Source organism: Tepidamorphus gemmatus, assembly GCF_004346195.1.
Lineage (GTDB): Bacteria > Pseudomonadota > Alphaproteobacteria > Rhizobiales > Tepidamorphaceae > Tepidamorphus > Tepidamorphus gemmatus.
The window spans coordinates 266842-286956 of sequence record NZ_SMAK01000005.1; the positions used below are offsets into that span (position 1 = coordinate 266842).

Below are 20115 nucleotides of genomic sequence, written 5' to 3' on the forward strand. Positions count from 1 at the left end.
AAACTCCCGTTGAGCACGCTGGCGACCGCGGCGACCGGCACCGCGACCCAGAACGCGGTCATGACCAGTCTCGCAGCCGTCGCCGGCGGCGGCGGGTTGCGGTCGGCGAGGAGAAGGCTGCGCCGATCGTTCGCCTGCCGCACGCACGCGAGCCGCCGACACCAGGCTGATGGCGCGAGTCAGGCCCCGCGAGGCGACGAGCCGGAACGCCGTCCGTCGTCACCGCGCGCGCCTTGCAAGGAACGCCGCGACCGCCGCCTTCATCTCGGGACTGCGGCCCGCTTCGGCCTGCAGGTCGCGTTCGAGATCGAGCTGGGCATCAAGAGCAGGTTCGCTCGCTCGGGCGATCAGCCGCTTGGTCGCCGCCACGGCTGCCGGGGCGAGGCGGGCGAGCCTGCCGGCGATCGCCATCGCCTGCGCCTCGAGTTCGGCGTCCTCGACGACCCGCCACACCAGCCCCCAGGCCATCGCCTCCTCGGCGGCGATACGCTCGCCGAGCAGCATCGCGGCGGAGGCGCGGATGCGCCCCGCAATCCCTGGCAGGAACAGCGTGTTGCCGGCGTCGGGCACCAGCGCGATGCCGACAAAGGGCTCGTAGAAGAAGGCCGACCGCCCGGCCAGCACGATGTCGCCTGCGAGCGCGACACCCACCGAGGCGCCGGCACAGGGTCCGTTCACCGCACTGACGATCGGCAGGCGCGAGGAGCGCATCCGCCGGATCAGCGGGTTGAAATGGGCTTCCAGCACATGATCGAGCGCCGGCGTCTCGTCGGGGTCGATGGTCGCGAGATCGTAGCCCGCGCCGAAGCCGCGCCCCGCCCCGGTCAGGATCACCGCGCGGACCTCCGCATCGGCCTCGAGACGCTCGAAGGCGTCGCGGAGTTCGTCCGCCGTGCGGTTGCGCATCGCGTTCAGCTTCTCGGCGCGCTCGACCGTCACTCGGGCGATACCGTCCTCGACCGCCAGCGAAATGTCCTGGTATGTGCTCATGACGCCGTCTCCGCTGATGCGCCTGGCCACTCTTCCGCTCCTCGCGAGCGACTGATACCACGCCGCGCCCGCCAGTCCACCCGCAGCCGGCGCCGCGACAAGCGGGAGGGGGTGACCGCCTCGCCTGTCCGCCGGCGAGCGAGAGAGGCTGGTGCCGAGCGCCCCGCTGTGCGCAGGCCCGCGCCCGGCCGCCCGTTTCGGGACGCCGGCGCGGCTGCCGATGGCCTGCCACTGATGTCGGCTGTGGCAAGAATGCCGTCATCCCTGCCGATAGCCCGCGACGAGCGCTCGATCGGACCATTGCCCGCGCCGGAAGACTTCCGATGCCGAAGACGGCTGCGTCGTTCCCGGGATGACGTCGGAGAGAATCCCCGCTCACATTCCCCAGCGCAAGGCCGCCGTGTGGACGGGCGCGTCCCAGTGCCGTGCGATCTCCTCATCGAGCAGGGTCACCGTCAGCGAGCAGCCGGCCATCTCGAGCGAGGTGACATAGTTGCCGACCAGCGAGCGGGTGATCCGAATGCCGCGACGCTCGATCAGCTTGCGGGCGTTGTCATACATCAGATACAGCTCCATCGTCGGCGTGCCGCCGAATCCGTTGACCAGCAGCAGCGCCTCACCGCTGGCATCCGCACCGAAATCGCCGAGGATCGCCGCAACCATCTCATCGGCGATCTCCCGAGCGGGCATGAGCTTCACGCGCCTGCGGCCGGGCTCGCCGTGGATGCCGACGCCCATCTCCATCTCGTCCTCGGCAAGGCTGAAGGTCGGCGTGCCCGCAGCCGGCACCGTGCAGGAGGTCAGCGCGATCCCCATCGAGCGGGTGCGGGCGTTGACGCGCTCTCCGAGGGCCTGGCAGCTTGCGAGATCGGCGCCTGCCTCGGCCGCCGCGCCGACCACCTTCTCCACCACAAGGGTGCCGGCCACACCGCGCCGTCCGGTCGAGAAGCTGGACGCCTCGACCGCCACGTCGTCATTGGTGACGACGGTCGCGACCGTGCCGGACGCCATCTCCGCGGCCATCTCGAAGTTCATCACGTCGCCTTCGTAGTTCTTCACCACATAGAGCACGCCCGCCCCCTGATCGACCGCCTCGGCGGCCGCCAGCATCTGGTCGGGTGTCGGCGAGGTGAACACCTGCCCGGGACAGGCGGCATCCAGCATCCCATGGCCGACGAATCCGACATGCAACGGTTCGTGGCCCGAGCCGCCGCCGGAAACCAGCGCCACCTTGCCGGGCTTCAGCGCGCGCCGGCGCACGAACTTGTGATCCTCGCCGAGCACCACGATATCCGAATGCGCCGCGCAGAATCCGTCGAGACTTTCGCGCAACACCGTCTCGACGCCGTTGATCAGTTTCTTCATGGATGTGGCACTCCCTCAATCCGCATCGATCAGCCTGGCGAGCCGCGCGACGAAATCCTGGACGGCGCGGTCGAACTCGGCGTTGCGCCGTCCGCTGCCGAGATCGGGCACGTTGAGCGTCAGCGCACGGAGCTTCGGCCGGCTCGCCGCACCCGCGGCCCGGCGGGGATGGGCGGCGGCATAGGCAGAGAGAAACCGCGCCCGCTCGTCGGGCGAGAAATGGCACAGCTCGAGGATGACCTCGACATCCCCGGCGGGGATCGGCGTCGGATAGGCAGGATTGGTTATTTGGCTTATGAAGCTCGGATTCTTGCCGAGTGCCTCGGCAAGCCGCCGGCGGGTGCCCGAAGGGCGCCGGTCGATGATGTCGCGCAGCAGCGCCTTGTAGGCAGCAATCGGTTCACCCGGCTCGGCCGCGCGTGCGTCGGAATCGCTCATCAGCGGGCCGGCTCCCATCCGACGATCGCCTGTTTGACCGCACCGACCGCCGACGGCGCGACGGACAGGCAGCGCAATCCGGCCGCCAGCAACGCCGGGACGACGGCAGGATCGCCGCCGGCATCTCCGCACAGCGATATCGGAATGGCGCGCGCTTCGGCCGTCGCCACCGTCATCGCAATGAGCTTCAGCACCGCCGGAGCGGTCGGATCGGTCAGATCGCCAAGCCCGGGAGCGTCGCGGCTCGCGGCCATCACATACTGGATGAGGTCGTTGGACCCGATCGAAACGAAATCGGTATCGAAGTGTTCGAGCGCCAGCGCCGCCGCCGGCACCTCGACCATCATCCCCAGCGGCGGGACGCGATGGGGGATCTGCTCCCGCCCCAGCGCCGCTGCAGCCTCGGCGAGCAGCCCGCGCACGCGCTGCATCTCGCCGGGAATGGCCACCATCGGCACCATGATCCGGATGTCGCCGTCCGTAGCGGCGCGCAACAGCGCGCGCAGCTGCACGCGGAACACCTCGGGGTGCCTGAGCGACAGCCGCACGCCGCGCATGCCGAGGAAGCTGTTCGGCTCGTTGTCGACCGTGTAGCCCGGGATCGGCTTGTCGCCGCCGGCATCGAGCGTGCGCACGACCACCGGCCGCCCGGCGGCCCAGGCGAGAAGCCGACGATACGCGGCAAGCTGCGCGGCTTCGTCCGGCAGTCCTGCGCCCGCATGGAACATCAGCTCGGTGCGGGCGAGCCCGATGCCATCGCAGATCGCCGGATCGATGCCGTCGAGTTCGGCAGGATCGGCGACGTTGATCATCACCTGCACCCGCTCGCCGGAGGCTGTCAGCGCCGGCCGACGGGCAGCCGCGGCCACGGCGACACGGCGGCGCTCCAACGCGCCCCGGGCGTCCGCAAAGGCGGCCCGCTCGCCCGGATCGGGCCGCACCACCAGTCTGCCTGCCTCCCCGTCCAGCAGGGCAAGGTCGCCGTCCGTGGTGTCGACCGGCCCCAGACCGATGGCCATCGGCACGCCGCGCGCGCGCGCCAGCATTGCCACATGGCTGGTGGCGCTGCCGGCGGCAAGCGCGATGCCACGCCCGGTCCAGTCGGTCGACAGGAACCGCGACGGCGTGATGTCGTCGGCGACCAGGATCGCCGCCTCGGGCAGGACTGCGGAAACCTCTGCGTCCCCCCTCAGACGTGCCAGCACCCGGTCCCGCAGATCGGCAAGGTCGGCGGCGCGAGCGCGGAAGTATTCTTCCTCGGCGGTCTGGTAGTCGGCGATCAACGCATCGACGGCGTCGGTCCAGGCGACGTCGGCCGCCGCCCCGGCGGCGATCGCCGCGAAGGCCGGCTCGCTCAGCGTCTCGTCAGTGGCGAGCGCAAGCTGGAACTCGAGCATGTCCGCCGCCTCGCCGGTATGGGCGGCGATCAGCTCGCCGAGTGCCGTCATCGCCTCATCCAGTGCCGCCTCCAGCGCGGCACGCTCGGTTGCCGGATCGCCTGCGACGCGACGCGGCCCGGTTCGTGCCTGGTCGATGATGACCGGACCCAGCACGAGACCGGGCGAGGCGGGCCGTCCGACATGCACGACCTTGTCCGGCGATCGTGCGGCAGGTCTCATACCGCCTCGTCCGCGAAATCGGTTTCAACCAGGCGCACCAGCGCCGCCAACGCCCGGTCGGCATCCTCACCGGTGGCGCGGAAATGCAGCACGGTGTCCTTCGGCGCCTTCACCGCCATGACCTTGACGATGCTCTTGGCGTCGATCCAGGGCCCGTCCGGTGCGGGGGCGACCTCGATCTGCGAGGCGAAGCGCTTCGCAAGCTTGGTCAGCTTGACCGACGGCCGGGCATGCAGCCCGACCTCGTGAAACAGCAGGACCGAGGCGGTGCAGGGTGCGGTCATCTCGTCTCTCTGGCTTGTTACCGGGGGGCCAGTTCCTCGGCCGTCCGACGGACATCGTCAAGACTGCCTCCTCCCCAGGCTTCGGTCGCCGCCATGATCGCTCCCTCGACGAGCGGGGCATTGACCAGAACGGTCCTTTCCTGCCGCTCTTCGGGCAGCAGTTCGATCGCCATCTCGCTGTTGGTCTCGGCGCCGCCGAGATCCACGAGGATTGCCACGCCAGCCTCCGACCAGGCCGCGTCAATCGCGGCGATGATCTTCTCCACGCTGGTGCCAAGTCCCCCGTCCGGATTGCCGCCGCACCAGGCAAGCGGCACCTCGGTCCCGACCATCTGGCGCACCATGTCGGCGGTGCCCCGCGCCACGTCGGGCGAATGCGACACGATCACGATGCCGACGCGGGCGGGTGTCCCGGCGCTGGTCTTGGCAAGGCTCATGCGAAATCTCCGATTGCGTCACACACAGCCTCGACCAGAAGCTGGCTCGACCGGGCGCCGGGGTCCATGTGGCCGACCGACCGCTCGCCGAGGAACGACGCCCGCCCCCGGGTGGCGCGCATCGGCACCGTCGCCGCGGCCGCCTCGGCGGCGATCGCGCGGATCGTTGCCAGATCCTCGCCGCGGGCCACTGCGGCCTGCACGGGTGCCAGCACGTCGAGCATCGTCTTCTGGCCGGTCTCCGACTTGCCGCGGGCCTTCACCGCGTCGATCGCCGCCGCCAGCGCCGCGGCGACGTCGCCGCGTCCGGGCGCCGCCGGAAGGGTCTTGCCCAGTGTCATCAGCAGCGTGCCGTAGAGCGGCCCGGAAGCACCGCCGACCTTCATCACCAGCTCCATCCCCGCCGCCTTCAGCGCCTCCGGCAGCGGCTTCGCGGCGATGGCCGGCAGGTTCGCCGTTACCGCCTCGAAGCCGCGCTTCATGTTGACACCGTGATCGCCGTCACCGATCGCCTGGTCGAGCGCTGTCAGTTCCTCGGCATGGGCGATGATCGTGCGCGCCATGGCCCCGAACAATGTCTCGATGTCGTCGGCCCCGAGAGCGACGGCCATATGGCCCGGTAGGTCCGTCATCCGCGTGCTCCCCTGATCCGGCTGCCGTCCGCGCCGAAATACAACGCGCCCACAGCCTCCACCCCCACCGTGTCGCCGACCGCCAGATCAGTGTCGGGATCGGCGAGAACTGTCAGGCGCCGCCCTCCGATCTCGACGTGCAGATGATTCTGGTCGCCCAGATGCTCGATCCAGGCAACCGTGCCGCACGCCCCGCCGTTCGGCTTCGCGGTGATCCGCAGATGCTCGGTGCGTAGCCCGAGCGTGACCGCGCCGGCCGGCGCGCCGGCGTCCGGGATCAGGCCCGCGGGAACCAGGTTTATGGACGGCTGCCCGAGCCGGGTCGCGACATAGATGTCGTCGGGATCGGTGTAGATGGCGTGCGGACTGCCGATCTGGATCAGCCGCCCCTCGCGCATCACGCCAATCCGGTCGGCCATCGTCATCGCCTCGACCTGGTCGTGCGTGACATAGAGGATCGTCGCGCCGAGTTCCTTCTTGATGCGCTTGAGCTCCAGGCGCATTTCCGAGCGCAGCTTGGCATCGAGCGAGGACAACGGCTCGTCCATCAGGTAGACGCGCGGCTCGCGCACCAATGCCCGACCTATCGCGACACGCTGCATCTCGCCGCCGGACAGCCGGGTCGCCTTGTTGCCGAGCTTCGAGGAGATCCGCAGCATCGACGCCACCGCCTCGACACGGGCCCGGATCGCCGCCTCGCTCTGCCGCCGCGCCGGCGAGCGCAGCGGGAAGGCGAGGTTGTCGTAGACGGTCATGTGCGGGTAGAGCGAATACTGCTGGAAGACGAAGGTGACGTCGCGCGAGGCCGGGTCGGCCCGGGTCACATCCTCGCCGCCGATCAGGATGCGTCCCTGATCCGCCTGCTCGAGGCCCGCGACGAGGCGGAGCGTCGTCGTCTTCCCGGCTCCGGTTGGTCCGAGCAGGACGACGAATTCTCCGTCGGCCACCGTCAGGCTCAGGCCCTCGACGGCGGTCGTCGCGCCGAAGCGCTTCGAGACATCCTCGAGGCGAACCTCAGCCATGACCCGCGCCTTCGGTCAGATCGGTACGGATCGCACGGCCGGACGCCGCCACGAACAGCGACAGCCGCCGGGTCGAAAAGGCGAGTCCGACCGTCTCGCCGGCCTCCGCCCGCCGGTCGGCAGCGATCCGCGCCTTCACCTCGCCGTGCTCGGTCGCCACGGTGACGATCTGGGTGGTTCCCATGTAGTCGCTGTCGATCACCCGGCCACGCAGCGGCGAGGCGTCATCGAGGCGGATATGCTCCGGCCGAACACCGAGCACCAGGTCGGCATCGGCCAGGTCTTCGTGGACGGCTGGCACCGCGATGGCCGCGCCATTGATCCGCACCTCGCGGCTGCCCCGCGCGAGACTGCTGCGGAAGGTGAGAAAGTTCATCGGCGGCGAGCCTATGAAGTCGGCGACATACATGCTCGACGGCCGGTCGTAGATCTCCTGCGGCGTACCGTACTGCTCAATTACTCCGTGGTTCATCACCGCGATCCTGTCGGCCATCGCCATCGCCTCGAGCTGATCGTGCGTGACATAGACCGTCGTTGCCCCGGTCCGGTTGTGAAGCTGGCGCAGTTCATGGTACATCAGCTCGCGAAACTCGGCGTCCAGCGTGCCGAGCGGTTCGTCCATCAGGAACGCCTTCGGCCGGCGCACGATGGCGCGCCCCAGCGCGACGCGCTGCCGGTCGCCACCGGCAAGCCCCGAGACCGGCCGGTCGAGCAGATGATCGATCCGCAGCAGCCGCGCCGTCTCCTCGACGCGCGCCCGCACCTCGGCCCTCGGCACCCCCTGGCAGGACAGCGGGAAACCGATGTTCCTGCGCACATTCATGTGCGGGTAGAGCGCAAACAGCTGGAACACGAAGGCGATGTCGCGCTGGCTGGCCCTGAGGAAGGTGACGTCCTCGCCGCCGAGCAGGATGCGCCCCGCGGTCGGCAGTTCGAGCCCGGCGATCATCCGGAGCGTCGTGGTCTTGCCGCAGCCCGACGGACCGAGCATGACGAAGAACTCGCCGTCGGCAATGGTGAGCGTCGAGTCCCGGACGGCGACGAACTCACCGAACGCCTTGCGCAGGTTCTCGAGGCGGATCTCGGCCATGGCGCGTTCAGTCCGGAAAGTGGCTGACGATCACGAACAGCACCGTGCCTGTCAGGATCGTCACGAAGGAATAGGTATAAAGGACGATGGCGAATGGCTGCATCAGCATCACTACGCCGACGAAGATGATCAGCGTCGCCAAGGTCTCCCACGGCCCACGGCGGAACCGTCGGAAGCGCCTCAGAAGACTCTCCTTCGCAGGCGGCGCAGGACGTGTCTGAGGGCCGATCGCACTCATCCGCCGTTCCTCCGGTTCAAGCGCATCATACCGGTCGCAGCGTCAGCGCAGAGCCAGAATGACGGGAGGGGATTGGCGACCGCTGGTTTCATGGCGAACGGGCTCATTTCCTGACTGCCCCGAAGGTGATGCCGCGCAGGAGATGTTTCCTGAGCAGGATGGTGAACACGACGATCGGGATCAGGAACAGCGTCGCCCCCGCCGCCACCGCCGGCCAGTCGAGGCCGCCCTCGCCGATGATGGTCGGGATGAAGGGCGGCGCGGTCTGGGCCGTACCTGAGGTCAGCAGCAGCGCGAAGGCATATTCGTTCCAGGCGAAGATCAGGCAGAAGATCGCCGTCGCGGCGATGCCGGTCGCGGCCTGCGGAAGCACCACCTTCACGAAGGCCTGCAGCCGCGTGTAGCCGTCGATCAGCGCGGCCTCCTCGTACTCGCGCGGGATCTCGTCAATGAATCCCTTCAGCAGCCAGACGGCGAGCGACACGTTGACCGCCGTGTAGAGCAGGATCATGCCGAGATGCGTGTCGGACAGTCCGACCGCCCGATACATCAGGAAGATCGGGATGGCGACGGCGATCGGCGGCATCATCCGGGTCGAGAGGATGAAGAACATGAGGTCGTCCTTCAGCGGCACCCTGAAGCGCGAGAAGGCGTAGGCGGCGAGCGTGCCGAGAAAGACAGAGAGGAAGGTCGAGCCGAACCCGATGATCACCGAGTTCATGAACCGCTCGCCGAACTTCGACGGCCCGGCGATGACCATCTGCCGCGACCGCACCAGTTCATCCCACCACGTCTGCGGCGGCGGTAGCTGCTGCATGTACTCCGGCGTCTGACGCGTGCGCGTCGTGAACAGGTTGACATAGCCCTCGAGCGAGGGTTCGAACAGCAGCTTCGGCGGATAGGAGATCGAGTCCGGCGGCGTCTTGAAGCCGGTCATGAAGATCCACAGCATCGGCACGATGGTGATGATCGCGTAGATGACGACCACCGTGCCGGCAAGGATCCGCACCCAGCGCGAGGGCTCGACGACGGAATGGGCGGCGCTACTCATCGGTTCTTCACCGCGTTGAGGGCCTTGACGTAGATGTTGGCAGCGCCGAACACCGTGACGAACAGGATGATGGCGAAGGCCGAGGAATAGCCGGTCCGCCACTTCTCGAAGGCCTCGCGCTTCAGGTTGATCGAGGCGAGTTCGGTCACCGAGCCAGGGCCGCCCGACGTGAGTTCGACCACCAGATCGAACATCTTGAAGTTCTCGATGGCCCGGAACAGCACCGCCAGCATCAGGAACGGCAGCACCATCGGTACGGTGATCGACCAGAACTGCCGCCAGGGACTGGCGCGGTCGACCTCGGCGGCCTCGTAGAGATAGTCGGGGATCGACCTCAGGCCGGCGAGGCAGATCAGCATGATGTAGGGGGTCCACATCCAGGTGTCGACGATCACGATGGCCCAGGGGGCAAGGTTGACGTCGCCGATCATCTGGAAGGAGGAGGGCGGGATGCCGGTGAAGAATGACACCACGTAATTGAACAGGCCGATCTGTGGCTGATAGAGGAAGGTCCAGAAATTGCCGACAACTGCCGGCGACAGCATCATCGGCAGGAGGATCACGGTGGTCCAGAAGCCGTGGCCCCGGAACTGCCTGTTGATCAGCCAGGCGAGCGCGAAGCCGAGCACCGTCTGGATCGCCATCGTCCAGCACAGGAAGCGGGCAGTCACCTGCAGCGTATGCCAGACGTCGGGGTTCGACAGCACCCGCTGATAGTTCTGCAGACCGATGAACTCGGTTTCAAGCGTCGGCCGGTTGGCGCGATAGTTCGTGAAGGACAGCCAGATCGTCCAGATCAACGGGAAGATGTTGATCGCCAGCAGCAACAGGATCGTCGGTGTGATGAACAGCCAGGCGATGCCGCGGTCGGACAGGCCGCGCAGCCGACGGGCGACCGGAACCGGCGTCGCCCGCGCCGCGCGGGCCGCAATCCGGTCGAGTGCTGACGTCGTCTCTGCCATGGTGGCTACCTGCTGCTGATGGTCCTCGAGCCCTGGAAAGCCCGACCCCGACCAGCGCGGCCGGGGCCGGCAGGCGGGGAGGGTCAGAGCTTGCCTTCGTCCTCGAACACCTCGGTCCAGTCGCGGATCAGCGCATCGAGCGCCTCCTTTGCGGTGCCGACATCCGCGACCACATAGTCATGCAGCCGCTTCTGCATGGCCAGCAGCAGCTCGGCGTAGGCCGGCTCCTGCCAGAAGTCCATCACGTTATCCATTGCCAGCAGGAAATCCGAGGCAAACGGCTGGCTGTCCGGGAAGGACGGATCATTCAGTACTGCCAGGTGGCAGGAATAGCCGCCGAGCGACCACCACTTCTTCTGCACGTCCGGCTGGGCGAACCATTTGATGTATTCGAGCGCCTTATCCTGCTTGGAGGAATAGGACACGACCGAAATGCCCTGACCGCCCAGCGTCGAGGCCTCGACGAGCTGGCCGGGATTGACGAAGAACCCGATCTTGTCACCGCCAACCACCGGATCCTTGTACAGTCCGGGGAAGAAGGCGAACCAGTTCATCGCCATCGCCACCTGGCCCGACTTGAAGGCATCCAGGCTCTCCTGCATGTAGGAGTCGGTATAGCCTGGCGGTGTGCAGCACTTGTAGAGCTCCTTGTAGAACTCCAGCCCCGCCACCGCCTCGGGCGAGTTGACCGCCCCCTCCATGTCGTACTTGCCCGGCGTCTTCTCGTACTTGAAGCCGAACGGATAGAGTGCGCTGGTGGCGCCCATGGTAATGCCTTCCGAGCCGCGCTCGGTGAAGATCGACACCCCATAGACCGTCTTGCCGTCGATCTCGCGACCCTGGAAGAACTCCGCGACTTCCTTGAGTTCCGTCCAGGTCTTCGGCGGCGCGAGGTCGCGGCCGTGCTTCGCCTTGAACTCGGCCTGCAGCTCGGGCCTGGAGAACCAGTCCTTGCGGTAGAACCAGCCATTGGCGTCGCCCATCGCCGGCAGCGCGTAATAGTTTGGCTCGCCCTTCGGCCAGGTCGAATAGGCGTAGACGGTCGCCGGCGCGAAATCGTCCATCGAGATGCCGGCCTTCTCGAAGAAGTCGTTCAGCTTGACGTAGTGGCCGTTCTCGGCACCGCCGCCGATCCACTGGCTGTCGCCGATCATCAGGTCGCACAGCTTGCCGCCGGAATTCAGCTCGTTGAGCATCCGGTCAGCGAAGTTGGGCCACGGCACGAATTCGAACTTCATGCCGATACCGGTCTGCGCGGTGAAGTCCTTGGAGAGTTCCACGAGTGCGTTGGCGGGATCCCAGGCCGCCCAGCACAGCGTCAGCTCCTCGGCATCGGCCCTGCCGGGTACGAGTGCGCCGCCGGCGATGACCGCGAGGGCCGCGGCGCCGAGGGCGTGTCTGCGAAGGTACGTCATCTGCGAGTCCTCCCTTGCGAGTCCCGCGCCGGGCGGCCCGGGCGAGCCGGCGTCCGCAGCGCGTCACGAGCCGCCTGCCGCGGATCGTGTCCTGTCGCCGGCGCGATCCGGCGTGTTTAGTTTTCATGTTTAGTAGAACGAAGACACTAAACTTCGCAACAGAAACTTGTGCTGCACCGCAGTACAGACACGGCAGGGCCTGCTGCGCCGCGGAACAGCGCGCGCCGGATGCCAGATGCGATGTTCAGTGAAATCCGCTGCCTGACCGAGCAGGCTGCCTGTCCGCCGGCTGGCGACCGGTTCCCGGTGGCGGAGCGGTTGGCCTCCGTCAGATCGGTACCCACCGGCCCTTGGCGCGGCTCGACCTGAGGCAGGCCTCGATGAAGGCAACGCCGCGTGCGCCGTCCTCGATGCCTGGAAAGAGCACCGCCGGATCGACCGCCTTGCCGGCGCGGCGGGCGCGGATCGCCCGGGCGACCTCGGCGTAGATGTTGGCGAAGGCCTCTAGGAAGCCCTCGGGATGGCCAGCCGGAATCCGCGTGATGCGCTGCGCCGCCGCGCCCGCCCCGGCGCCGCCGCGGCTGATGAGCCGCTTCGGCTCGCCGTAGCGCGTGACCCACAGCCGGTTCGGGTCCTCCTGCGACCATTCGAGGCCGCCGCGTGCGCCGTACACCCTGAGCTTCAGTCCGTTCTCGTTGCCCGGCGCAACCTGGCTCGCCCACAGCATGCCCCGCGCACCGCCTGCGAAGCGCAGCATCACCTGGGCATTGTCGTCGACCCGGCGGCCCTCGACAAAGGCGGCAAGGTCGGCCGACAGCTCGACCGGTTCGAGCCCGGTGACGAATGTGGCAAGCTGGAAGGCATGGGTACCGATGTCGCCGATCGCGCCCGCGCCGCCCGACCGAGCGGGATCCATGCGCCATTCGGCCTGCTTCTGGCCCGACGCCTCGATCGGTTCGGTCAGCCAGTCCTGCAGGTATTCGACCTGCACCACCCGTATCGCGCCGATCTCGCCGGCGGCCACCATCTCGCGGGCCTGGCGCACCATCGGATATCCGGAATAATTGTATGTGCAAGCAAACAGCGCGCCGGAGACTTCCACCAGCTTGCGGAGCGCCCGCGCCTCGCGCGACGAGGCGACCATCGGCTTGTCGCAGATGACGTGGATGCCGGCCTTCAGAAACGCCTTGGCGACGGGAAAGTGCATGTGGTTCGGCGTGACGATCGTCACCGCCTCGATGCCGTCCTTCAGCCGCCGCTCCCGCCTGGCCATCACCCGGAAGTCGGCATAGGTGCGGGCCGGATCGAGACCGAGGGCGGCACCCGACGCCTTCGCCCGTTCCGGATCCGACGACAGCGCGCCGGCGATCAGCCGGTACTCCCCGTCGAGACGGGCCGCGTATCGGTGCACCGTCCCGATGAACGCCCCTTCCCCGCCGCCGACCATGCCGAGGCGGATGGGGGCTGTATTGTAGTCAATGGGCTGACCCATGTCCGTCATGCAAACATTAAGTCGTCAAGGTGTATCACGATATTGTCGTATATGATCGCGGACCCAGGATTCATTCGTATCCCCCACCCTCTATTCCTGCAGAGGAACGCTGCCGCGTCTTCGATGGAATCGAACTCTCGTGCGGTAGAGGCTCTATTGGATGACGGTGGAAAACATTTGTACACCTTGCCCGACAGCTTGTAGGCGGCTCTTTCAACACCATTGGTGATGGCCCTTATCTGCATCGACGCTACTCCATCCTACCCGATCCCCAGCATCCGCCGGTTGGCGGCTTCGTCCGCCCCCGACCCGGCGAAATCGTCGAACGCCTTGTCCGTCACCCGGATGATGTGGTCGCGGATGAACGGCGCGCCCTCCGCCGCCCCATCCTCGGGCGCCTTCAGGCAGCATTCCCATTCCAGCACAGCCCAGGAGTCGTAGTCGTGGGCGGCAAGTCGGGAGAAGATGCCGCTGAAGTCGATCTGACCATCGCCGGGCGAACGGAACCGGCCGGCGCGCCTGATCCAGGGCTGATAGCCCGAATGGACGCCCTGCCGGCCGTCCGGGTTGAACTCGGCGTCCTTGACGTGAAACGCCCCGATCCGATCGTGATAGATGTCGATGAAGGCGAGGTAGTCGAGCTGCATCAGCAGGAGATGCGACGGGTCGTAGTTGATGCGGCAGCGCGGATGATTGTCGACGGCCTCGAGGAACATCTCGAAGCTCGCCCCGTCGAAGAGGTCCTCGCCCGGGTGGATCTCGTAGCAGATGTCGACGCCCTGCGCGTCGAAGGCATCGAGGATCGGCCGCCAGCGCCGGGCGAGCTCGGCAAATCCCGTCTCGACGAGCCCCGCCGGCCGCTGCGGCCACGGATAGACATAGGGCCACAGCAGCGCGCCCGAAAACGTGACATGGGTATCGAGCCCGAGATTGCGGGAGGCTTTGGCGGCCATCAGCAGCTGCTCGATCGCCCACTGCGTGCGCGCCTGCGGATTGCCCCGCACATGCGGGGCGGCGAAGCCGTCGAACACCTCGTCGTAGGCCGGGTGGACCGCGACGAGCTGGCCCTGCAGATGGGTCGACAGTTCGGTGATGCGCACGCCCGCCTCGGCGCAGATGCCGGTGACCTCGTCGCAATAGGCATGCGATTCCGCCGCCTTGGTCAGATCGAACAGCCGCGCGTCCCATGTCGGGATCTGCACGCCCTCATAGCCGAGTTCCGCCGCCCAGCGGGTGATCGCGGCGAGCGAGTTGAACGGCGGCTTGTCGCCGGCGAACTGGGCGAGGAAAATCCCCGGCCCCTTCATGGTCTTCGCCATGCACGTCTCCCTGACGGTTCACGCGTCGAGAAGACCGCAAGCCGCAGGCAATGTCATCCCCGATATTCCGCGCCGCGCCGCGATGCGCTTATAGTCGCCGGCGGTCTTCGAAGGGAGGGGGAGCGGCATGACTCGACGTTCGCAATCGGCCAGACGTCCGGGAGTGACCGGACGCCCGGAGCACGGTCGATGATCCTCGCCGGACGCGTGGCGATCGTCACCGGCGCAGGCTCGGGGATCGGCCGCGCCGGGGCGATCGCGATGGCGCGCGAGGGTGCCCATGTGATCGCGGCCGACATCTCGGCTGCGCGCGCCGAGGAGACCGTCCGCCTGATCGTCGAGGCCGGCGGCAGCGCCGAGGCGGTCGAGACCGACGTCGCCGACGATGCCCAGCTGCGGCGACTGGTCGAAACGGCGCTCGCCGCGCGCGGGCGCATCGACATCCTGCATAGCCACGCCGGCATCCAGGTCGAGGGTACGCTCGAACAGGTCGATCCGGCCGGCATGGATGCCTCTTGGGCAATGAACGTGCGCTCCCACTTCATGCTGGCGCGACTGGTGATGCCACACATGCGCGCTCGGGGCCGCGGCTCGATCATCGTCACCTCGTCGAATTCCGGCGTGTTCTACGACAAGGAAATGATCGCCTACACCACCAGCAAGCACGCGGTGATCGCCATGGTGCGGCAGATCGCCATCGACTACGGGCGTTACAACGTCCGGGTGAACGCGCTCTGCCCCGGCTGGGTCGATACCCCGTTCAACGAGCCATTCATCCGCCAGATGGGCGGCCGCGCCGCGATCGAGGCCTATGTCCGTGAGAAGATCCCGCTCGGCCGCTGGGCACGGGCAGAGGAGGTCGCCGAGGCAATCCTGTTCCTTGCGTCCGACCGCTCCTCCTTCATGACCGGCCATGCGCTGGTGCTGGATGGCGGCGAATGCATCGCCTGAGGCCATGCCGAACAGCATGGCGATCGGCGGCGACCGGAGACGTGCGATGAACGAGGAACCGCCGAGTGCGAACCGCTGGCGCCGCTTCGACGACTGGGACAGGCGCCCGCTAAGGCTCGACAATTTCGCGCTCGAAGATCCCGACAACGGCTTCTGTGCGATGTCCGGCCCGCACGATCCGGCGCCGTCGGCGCTGGTCCGCAACGGCCGCATCGTCGCGATGGACGGTCGCGACGAGGCCGAATTCGACATGATCGACCTGTTCATCGCCCGCTACCACCTCGACCCGGCGATTGTGGAGGAGGCGATGGGGACGGATTCGCTCGAGATCGCCCGCCGGCTGGTCGATCTGACGACGCCGCGCGAGGAGCTGGTCCGGCTCGCGCACGGCATGACGCCTGCCAAGCTTGCCGAGGTGGTGGCGCATCTGAACGCGCTCGAGATCGCGTTCGCCTACGGCAAGATGCGGGCCCGGGCGACGCCCGGCAATCAGGCCCACGTCACCAACGCCAAGGATGATCCGCTGCAGCTCGCCGCCGATGCGGCGACCGCGGTCGCCTTCGGCTTCGACGAGATCGAGACCACGATGCGTGTCTCCCGCAATGCCTGGTCGAATGCGCTCGCCTGCTGCGTCGGGGCGGCCGTCGGGCGGCCGGGGGTCTTGTTCCAATGCTCGAGCGAGGAGGCAGAGGAGCTCAGGATTGGCATGGCCGGCTTCACCTCCTATGCCGAGACGGTCTCGGTCTACGGCACCGAGAAATCCTTCATCGACGGCGACGACACGCCGTGGTCGAAGGCGTTCCTGGCCGCCGCCTATGCCTCGCGCGGCATCAAGATGCGCTGCACCTCCGGCGCGGCAGCGGAATTGCTGATGGGCTTTCACGAGCGGAAATCGCTGCTCTATCTCGAGGCGCGCTGCCTGTGCATGCAGCGGGCAATGGGCGTGCAGGGCACCCAGAACGGCGGCATCGACGGTGCACCGCTCGCCGCCGCGATCCCCGGCGGTGTGCGCGAGCTGATGGCGGAGAACCTCATCGCGGTCTGGCTCGACCTCGAATGCGCCTCCGGCAATGACGCACGCTCGTCCGAGTCCGAGATAAGGGTTGGCGCCAAGATCCTGCCCTTCCTGATCGCCGGCTCCGATCTGATCTGTTCGGGTTTCGGCTCGATCCTGAAATACGACAATTCCTTCAACCCATCCTCATTCAACGGCGAGGAGATGGAGGACTATCTCGTCCTGCAGCGCGATTTCGAGGCCGACGGCGGCCTCACCCCGCAGGGCGAAGACCGCATCCTCGACCTGCGCACCCGCGCGGTCGACGCGATCTCGGCGGTGATCGCCGAACTCGGGCTCGGCGATCCCGACCCGGCGATGAAGCGGTCGGTGGTCTACGCATCCGGCTCCGACGAGACCCGCAGCTACTCGCCCGGCCAGGTTGCCGTGATCAGCGAGGCGATCCGCGAGCGTCACATCACCGTCCTCGACGTGATCCGCGCGCTGCACGTCCGGGGGTTTATCGAGGAAGCCGCAAACCTGCTGTTCATCGTCAAGCTCAGAGTATCCGGCGACTATCTTCAGACCGGGGCGCTGGTGCGTGGCGGCCGCGTCATCTCGGCAATCAACGATCCCAACCGCTACGAAGGACCCGGGTCCGGTTACCGGCTCACTGCCGAGCGCCGCCGCGAGATCGCTGCAATTCGCGGCCAGCTCGACCGCCGCGAGGTGCTGCGCGCCGAGGCCGCCTTCGAGGCTGCAGAGGCTGCGGTGATCCGCTACCGCACGATGGGACCGGCATCCGCCGGCAGCGATCCGCGCGAGATCGTCGTCGGCATCAGCCCGGCCTTCGGGACGCGGCTGTTCCGGACGCTGGCCGGCCACTCTCTCGCCCGCGTGCTCGCCGAGATCATCGCCGGCATCGAGTCCGGGGGAGGGACGGCCCGTATCGTCCGACTGCGCCACACCGCCGACACCTCGTTTCTCGGCCTCAGCGCCGCCCGCCTCGCCGGCTCCGGCATCGGCATAGGTCTGCAGGCCAAGGGTACGGCGGTCATCCACAAGCGCGACCGGCTTCCGCACAACAATCTCGAGCTGTTCTCCAACGCGCCCATCACCACGCTCGCCCATTATCGCGGTTTGGGCGAGAATGCAGCCGCCTATGCGCGGGGCGAGTCCCCGGAGCCGGTGGTGGTACCACAGCGCGGTGAGGCTCTCGGCGCCCGTTACCACGGCCGCGTCGCGCTGATCTACGCCATTGAGACCTCGCTCACTACCGACGGCGCGACGCCTGAGGAAATCGTGCTGGATTTTCTGGGGACCGCCGAATGACCAAGCTCGGGACGGACGACTATCCCCTGGCCGAGCGCCGACCGGAGATCGTGACCGGCAGGCGCGGCAAACCGCTCGATGCGCTGACCATCGAGGCGGTGCTGTCCGGCGAGGTGACGATGGAGGATCTGCGCATCACCCCGCAGGCGCTGCGCCAGCAGGCCGAGATCGCCCGAGCCGCCGGCCGCCCGACGCTGGCCGCCAACTTCGAGCGCGCCGCCGAACTCGCCGACATCCCCCAGGAGGTGGTGATGCGCATCTACGAGCTGCTGCGCCCCGGGCGGGCCCGCTCGAGAGCCGAGCTGGAGGCGGCGGCGGCGATGCTGCGCCGCGACCATGCCGCCCCCCTGATCGCCGCTTTCGTCGAGGAAGCCGCGGACGTTTACGAGCGCCGCGGCCTGTTCGCCGCGCGCTACTAGCCCACGGACGCAGGACATGAGCTGGAAGACCGCCTACCGTTCGATCTACTACCAGGACGCGCCTGAGCCGGAGGATCCGCAGCTTGCCTTCGCGGAAACGGCGCTGCTCGTCATCGACATCCAGAACACCTATCTCGACCGGCCCGATCCTGCCGGACTGTCCGACGCGGAGCGGGCGCGTTACGACGCCTGGACCCCGTTTCATGAGCGGATGCGCGACATGGTCGTGCCGCGGACCCGCGACCTTCTGGAGCGGTTCCGGAAGCACGGCATCGAATGCGTCTTCGCCCGCATCGCCACCCACACCCGCGACGGTCGTGAACGCTCGCTCAGCCAGAAGATGCCGGGCTGGAACAACCTGCTCCTGCCCAAGGATGACTGGCCGTCACAGCTCGTCGATCCGCTTCAGCCCACCGGTGACGAAATCTGCGTGATAAAGACCACCGATTCGGCGCTGACCGGCACCAATTTGCGCCTGATGCTCAACAACATGGGCATCCGGAATGTGGTCTGCTGTGGCATATTCACGGACCAGTGCGTCTCCTCGACGGTGCGCAGCCTCGCCGACGAGAGCTTCAACGTGATCGTCGTCGAGGACTGCTGTGCCGCCGGGTCCGACGAACTGCACCACAAGGAGCTCGAGATCATCAACATGATCTACTGCCATGTGATGTCCTCGGCCGAACTCAAGGCGATCATGGGGATCGACTAGGTGCGGGCTGTCAAGTCCGGCTCGCCTCCGGTCAAGCGTGCGGGCTGAGCATCGCCGAAGATCGGGGATCGCCGAGAGCGTTACGCGGTCCGGGACCTTCAGCCTGCGGTGGGGACGTCGAATGGTGCGGGCTGGTCGGTCGCGGACGTCACACGGGCTCACCAAGGGAGAAGAAGCATGTTCGACAGGCTGTCCAGACGGAACTTCCTCCAGCAGACCGGGATCTGGGCCGCAGCGGCCGCAGCCGGTTCACTGCCGCGGCTGGCCCATGCCGCGCGCGAGAAGGAACTGAACATCTTCTGCTGGGAAGGCTACAACTCCGACGAGGTTCTCGATCCCTTCCGCCGTGAATTCGATGCCACCGTCCGCGCTGAAGGCCTGATCTCCGATCCCGATGCGATCAACCGGCTGCGTGCCGGAGAGGACAATGTCTGGGACCTGCTCAACGTCAACAATCCCTGGGCGCGAGAGATTCTCTATCCCGAAAAGCTGATCAAGCCGATCCCGCGCGACCGCTTCGAGCCCTATTTCGAGAAGATGCTGCCGCAGTTCCATCCGCCCTATCACTGGGCCATGGACGATGGCGGCACCGAACTGCTCGGCATGGTTCAGCGGTTCGGGCCGTTCTCTTTCGTCGTCAACACCGACAAGATCAGTCGCGAGATGGCCGAGGACCAGGGTTTCAAGCTGTTCCTGGATCCCGCGATGAAGGACCGCTACGGCGTCCTGACCTACGACAACTGGAACATCTACCACATGTGCATCACGGCGGACATCGATCCGTTCGTGAAGCACACGCCCGAACAGATCGCCGCCGTCGGCGAGACGGCCCGGCAGATCTTCAATGGCGCGAAGCTGCTCACCGATGATCTGGCGCAGATGAACCTTGCCCTGATCAACGGCGAGATAGACGCCTACTTCACCGGCGGCACCTACACGGCCTCGCCGGCGCGCTTCGACGGCGCCACCAATGTGCGCGGCATCACGCCGAAGTCGGGTCCGATCAATGGCAAGGGCGGCATCGTCTGGATCGAGGTGACCTCGGTGGTCAACAATCCGCAGGTCTCGCCGCTTGCCGAGGAATTCCTGTCCTACATCAACCGCCCCGAGGTCTCGAAGGCGGTGGCTTTCGCGGAGGGCACCTACAATCCCGTCACCCAGATGGGCAATCCCGAGGTGATGGCGTTGTTCGACGAGGACGAACTCGATGCGATCCAGTGGGATACGCTCGAGGAGGAGATGGAGCGCTCGGTCGACTACGACATCAATCCGGACTACGCGGAGATGTACAGCCTCTACGCCGCGGCCAAGCGGGCCCGCGAGGGCTGATCGGCAGCGCGGCGGCGAGGTCAG

20 protein-coding genes are annotated in these 20115 nt (G+C 67.2%); 5 read left to right on the top strand and 15 right to left on the bottom strand.

Going from position 1 to position 20115, the window contains the following annotated elements; translation table 11 throughout:
• Window positions 1-219 precede the first annotated feature (219 nt).
• From EDC22_RS10480 to EDC22_RS10550, 15 genes are all read right to left on the bottom strand, one after another.
• Window positions 220-990: an enoyl-CoA hydratase-related protein gene (locus EDC22_RS10480; RefSeq protein WP_132806584.1), complete on the bottom strand. Its 771-nt coding sequence runs from the start codon at window positions 988-990 to the stop codon at window positions 220-222.
• A gap of 375 nt (window positions 991-1365) precedes the next feature.
• Window positions 1366-2355, bottom strand: a complete 990-nt coding sequence (dhaK, locus tag EDC22_RS10485) for a dihydroxyacetone kinase subunit DhaK (RefSeq protein ID WP_132806585.1) — start codon at window positions 2353-2355, stop codon at window positions 1366-1368.
• A 15-nt stretch (window positions 2356-2370) separates the two neighbouring features.
• On the bottom strand, window positions 2371-2793 hold the full coding sequence (locus EDC22_RS10490) for a ferritin family protein (protein ID WP_132806586.1): 423 nt from the start codon (window positions 2791-2793) through the stop codon (window positions 2371-2373).
• Window positions 2793-4412, bottom strand: a complete 1620-nt coding sequence (locus tag EDC22_RS10495) for a putative PEP-binding protein (RefSeq protein ID WP_132806587.1) — start codon at window positions 4410-4412, stop codon at window positions 2793-2795. Before EDC22_RS10495 ends, EDC22_RS10490 begins: the two co-directional genes overlap by 1 nt.
• Window positions 4409-4696: an HPr family phosphocarrier protein gene (locus EDC22_RS10500; RefSeq protein ID WP_132806588.1), complete on the bottom strand. Its 288-nt coding sequence runs from the start codon at window positions 4694-4696 to the stop codon at window positions 4409-4411. The genes EDC22_RS10495 and EDC22_RS10500 overlap by 4 nt, the downstream gene beginning before the upstream one ends.
• 17 nt (window positions 4697-4713) lie before the next feature.
• Window positions 4714-5133 (bottom strand): dihydroxyacetone kinase phosphoryl donor subunit DhaM, encoded by a 420-nt coding sequence (gene dhaM / locus EDC22_RS10505; RefSeq protein ID WP_132806589.1) that lies wholly within the window; start codon window positions 5131-5133, stop codon window positions 4714-4716.
• Window positions 5130-5765 (bottom strand): dihydroxyacetone kinase subunit DhaL, encoded by a 636-nt coding sequence (gene dhaL, locus EDC22_RS10510; RefSeq protein WP_425385528.1) that lies wholly within the window; start codon window positions 5763-5765, stop codon window positions 5130-5132. The genes dhaM and dhaL overlap by 4 nt, the downstream gene beginning before the upstream one ends.
• On the bottom strand, window positions 5762-6787 hold the full coding sequence (locus EDC22_RS10515; protein ID WP_132806590.1) for an ABC transporter ATP-binding protein: 1026 nt from the start codon (window positions 6785-6787) through the stop codon (window positions 5762-5764). Before EDC22_RS10515 ends, dhaL begins: the two co-directional genes overlap by 4 nt.
• On the bottom strand, window positions 6780-7877 hold the full coding sequence (locus tag EDC22_RS10520; protein WP_132806591.1) for an ABC transporter ATP-binding protein: 1098 nt from the start codon (window positions 7875-7877) through the stop codon (window positions 6780-6782). The genes EDC22_RS10515 and EDC22_RS10520 overlap by 8 nt, the downstream gene beginning before the upstream one ends.
• Window positions 7878-7884: 7 nt before the next feature.
• The gene (locus EDC22_RS18095) at window positions 7885-8115 is read right to left on the bottom strand and encodes a hypothetical protein (RefSeq protein ID WP_132806592.1); all 231 of its coding nucleotides are present in this window, start codon (window positions 8113-8115) and stop codon (window positions 7885-7887) included.
• Between the two features lie 103 nt (window positions 8116-8218).
• Window positions 8219-9166 (bottom strand): carbohydrate ABC transporter permease, encoded by a 948-nt coding sequence (locus tag EDC22_RS10530; protein ID WP_132806593.1) that lies wholly within the window; start codon window positions 9164-9166, stop codon window positions 8219-8221.
• Window positions 9163-10128: a carbohydrate ABC transporter permease gene (locus EDC22_RS10535; RefSeq protein ID WP_132806594.1), complete on the bottom strand. Its 966-nt coding sequence runs from the start codon at window positions 10126-10128 to the stop codon at window positions 9163-9165. Before EDC22_RS10535 ends, EDC22_RS10530 begins: the two co-directional genes overlap by 4 nt.
• Before the next feature lie 83 nt (window positions 10129-10211).
• On the bottom strand, window positions 10212-11543 hold the full coding sequence (locus EDC22_RS10540) for an ABC transporter substrate-binding protein (protein ID WP_132806595.1): 1332 nt from the start codon (window positions 11541-11543) through the stop codon (window positions 10212-10214).
• 328 nt (window positions 11544-11871) lie between these two features.
• Window positions 11872-13044: a Gfo/Idh/MocA family protein gene (locus tag EDC22_RS10545; protein ID WP_132806596.1), complete on the bottom strand. Its 1173-nt coding sequence runs from the start codon at window positions 13042-13044 to the stop codon at window positions 11872-11874.
• 251 nt (window positions 13045-13295) lie between these two features.
• Window positions 13296-14354 (bottom strand): sugar phosphate isomerase/epimerase family protein, encoded by a 1059-nt coding sequence (locus tag EDC22_RS10550; RefSeq protein ID WP_132806597.1) that lies wholly within the window; start codon window positions 14352-14354, stop codon window positions 13296-13298.
• Between the two features lie 189 nt (window positions 14355-14543).
• Between EDC22_RS10550 and EDC22_RS10555 the strand changes: the two genes are divergently transcribed.
• The 5 genes from EDC22_RS10555 (at window position 14544) to EDC22_RS10575 (ending at window position 20091) form a co-directional block, all read left to right on the top strand.
• The gene (locus tag EDC22_RS10555; RefSeq protein WP_132806598.1) at window positions 14544-15305 is read left to right on the top strand and encodes an SDR family NAD(P)-dependent oxidoreductase; all 762 of its coding nucleotides are present in this window, start codon (window positions 14544-14546) and stop codon (window positions 15303-15305) included.
• A gap of 46 nt (window positions 15306-15351) precedes the next feature.
• Window positions 15352-17631 carry a propanediol/glycerol family dehydratase large subunit gene (locus EDC22_RS10560; protein WP_132806599.1) on the top strand — a complete coding sequence of 760 codons (2280 nt, stop codon included), beginning with the start codon at window positions 15352-15354 and terminating at the stop codon, window positions 17629-17631.
• On the top strand, window positions 17628-18050 hold the full coding sequence (locus EDC22_RS10565; protein ID WP_132806600.1) for a diol dehydratase small subunit: 423 nt from the start codon (window positions 17628-17630) through the stop codon (window positions 18048-18050). Before EDC22_RS10560 ends, EDC22_RS10565 begins: the two co-directional genes overlap by 4 nt.
• 16 nt (window positions 18051-18066) lie before the next feature.
• Window positions 18067-18762, top strand: coding sequence for a cysteine hydrolase family protein (locus tag EDC22_RS10570; protein ID WP_132806601.1), 696 nt, complete (start codon window positions 18067-18069; stop codon window positions 18760-18762).
• A gap of 177 nt (window positions 18763-18939) precedes the next feature.
• Complete coding sequence (locus EDC22_RS10575; protein WP_132806602.1) at window positions 18940-20091, top strand: ABC transporter substrate-binding protein; 1152 nt, start codon at window positions 18940-18942, stop codon at window positions 20089-20091.
• The last annotated feature ends 24 nt before the right edge of the window (window positions 20092-20115 follow it).

What these genes read in the sequence shown, in the direction of transcription:
- EDC22_RS10480 (WP_132806584.1), bottom strand. Translation starts at nt 990, where the DNA reads ATGAGCACATACCAGGACATTTCGCTGGCGGTCGAGGACGGTATCGCC.
- dhaK (WP_132806585.1), bottom strand. Translation starts at nt 2,355, where the DNA reads ATGAAGAAACTGATCAACGGCGTCGAGACGGTGTTGCGCGAAAGTCTC.
- EDC22_RS10490 (WP_132806586.1), bottom strand. Translation starts at nt 2,793, where the DNA reads ATGAGCGATTCCGACGCACGCGCGGCCGAGCCGGGTGAACCGATTGCT.
- EDC22_RS10495 (WP_132806587.1), bottom strand. Translation starts at nt 4,412, where the DNA reads ATGAGACCTGCCGCACGATCGCCGGACAAGGTCGTGCATGTCGGACGG.
- EDC22_RS10500 (WP_132806588.1), bottom strand. Translation starts at nt 4,696, where the DNA reads ATGACCGCACCCTGCACCGCCTCGGTCCTGCTGTTTCACGAGGTCGGG.
- dhaM (WP_132806589.1), bottom strand. Translation starts at nt 5,133, where the DNA reads ATGAGCCTTGCCAAGACCAGCGCCGGGACACCCGCCCGCGTCGGCATC.
- dhaL (WP_425385528.1), bottom strand. Translation starts at nt 5,765, where the DNA reads ATGACGGACCTACCGGGCCATATGGCCGTCGCTCTCGGGGCCGACGAC.
- EDC22_RS10515 (WP_132806590.1), bottom strand. Translation starts at nt 6,787, where the DNA reads ATGGCTGAGGTTCGCCTCGAGGATGTCTCGAAGCGCTTCGGCGCGACG.
- EDC22_RS10520 (WP_132806591.1), bottom strand. Translation starts at nt 7,877, where the DNA reads ATGGCCGAGATCCGCCTCGAGAACCTGCGCAAGGCGTTCGGTGAGTTC.
- EDC22_RS18095 (WP_132806592.1), bottom strand. Translation starts at nt 8,115, where the DNA reads ATGAGTGCGATCGGCCCTCAGACACGTCCTGCGCCGCCTGCGAAGGAG.
- EDC22_RS10530 (WP_132806593.1), bottom strand. Translation starts at nt 9,166, where the DNA reads ATGAGTAGCGCCGCCCATTCCGTCGTCGAGCCCTCGCGCTGGGTGCGG.
- EDC22_RS10535 (WP_132806594.1), bottom strand. Translation starts at nt 10,128, where the DNA reads ATGGCAGAGACGACGTCAGCACTCGACCGGATTGCGGCCCGCGCGGCG.
- EDC22_RS10540 (WP_132806595.1), bottom strand. Translation starts at nt 11,543, where the DNA reads ATGACGTACCTTCGCAGACACGCCCTCGGCGCCGCGGCCCTCGCGGTC.
- EDC22_RS10545 (WP_132806596.1), bottom strand. Translation starts at nt 13,044, where the DNA reads ATGACGGACATGGGTCAGCCCATTGACTACAATACAGCCCCCATCCGC.
- EDC22_RS10550 (WP_132806597.1), bottom strand. Translation starts at nt 14,354, where the DNA reads ATGGCGAAGACCATGAAGGGGCCGGGGATTTTCCTCGCCCAGTTCGCC.
- EDC22_RS10555 (WP_132806598.1), top strand. Translation starts at nt 14,544, where the DNA reads ATGATCCTCGCCGGACGCGTGGCGATCGTCACCGGCGCAGGCTCGGGG.
- EDC22_RS10560 (WP_132806599.1), top strand. Translation starts at nt 15,352, where the DNA reads ATGAACGAGGAACCGCCGAGTGCGAACCGCTGGCGCCGCTTCGACGAC.
- EDC22_RS10565 (WP_132806600.1), top strand. Translation starts at nt 17,628, where the DNA reads ATGACCAAGCTCGGGACGGACGACTATCCCCTGGCCGAGCGCCGACCG.
- EDC22_RS10570 (WP_132806601.1), top strand. Translation starts at nt 18,067, where the DNA reads ATGAGCTGGAAGACCGCCTACCGTTCGATCTACTACCAGGACGCGCCT.
- EDC22_RS10575 (WP_132806602.1), top strand. Translation starts at nt 18,940, where the DNA reads ATGTTCGACAGGCTGTCCAGACGGAACTTCCTCCAGCAGACCGGGATC.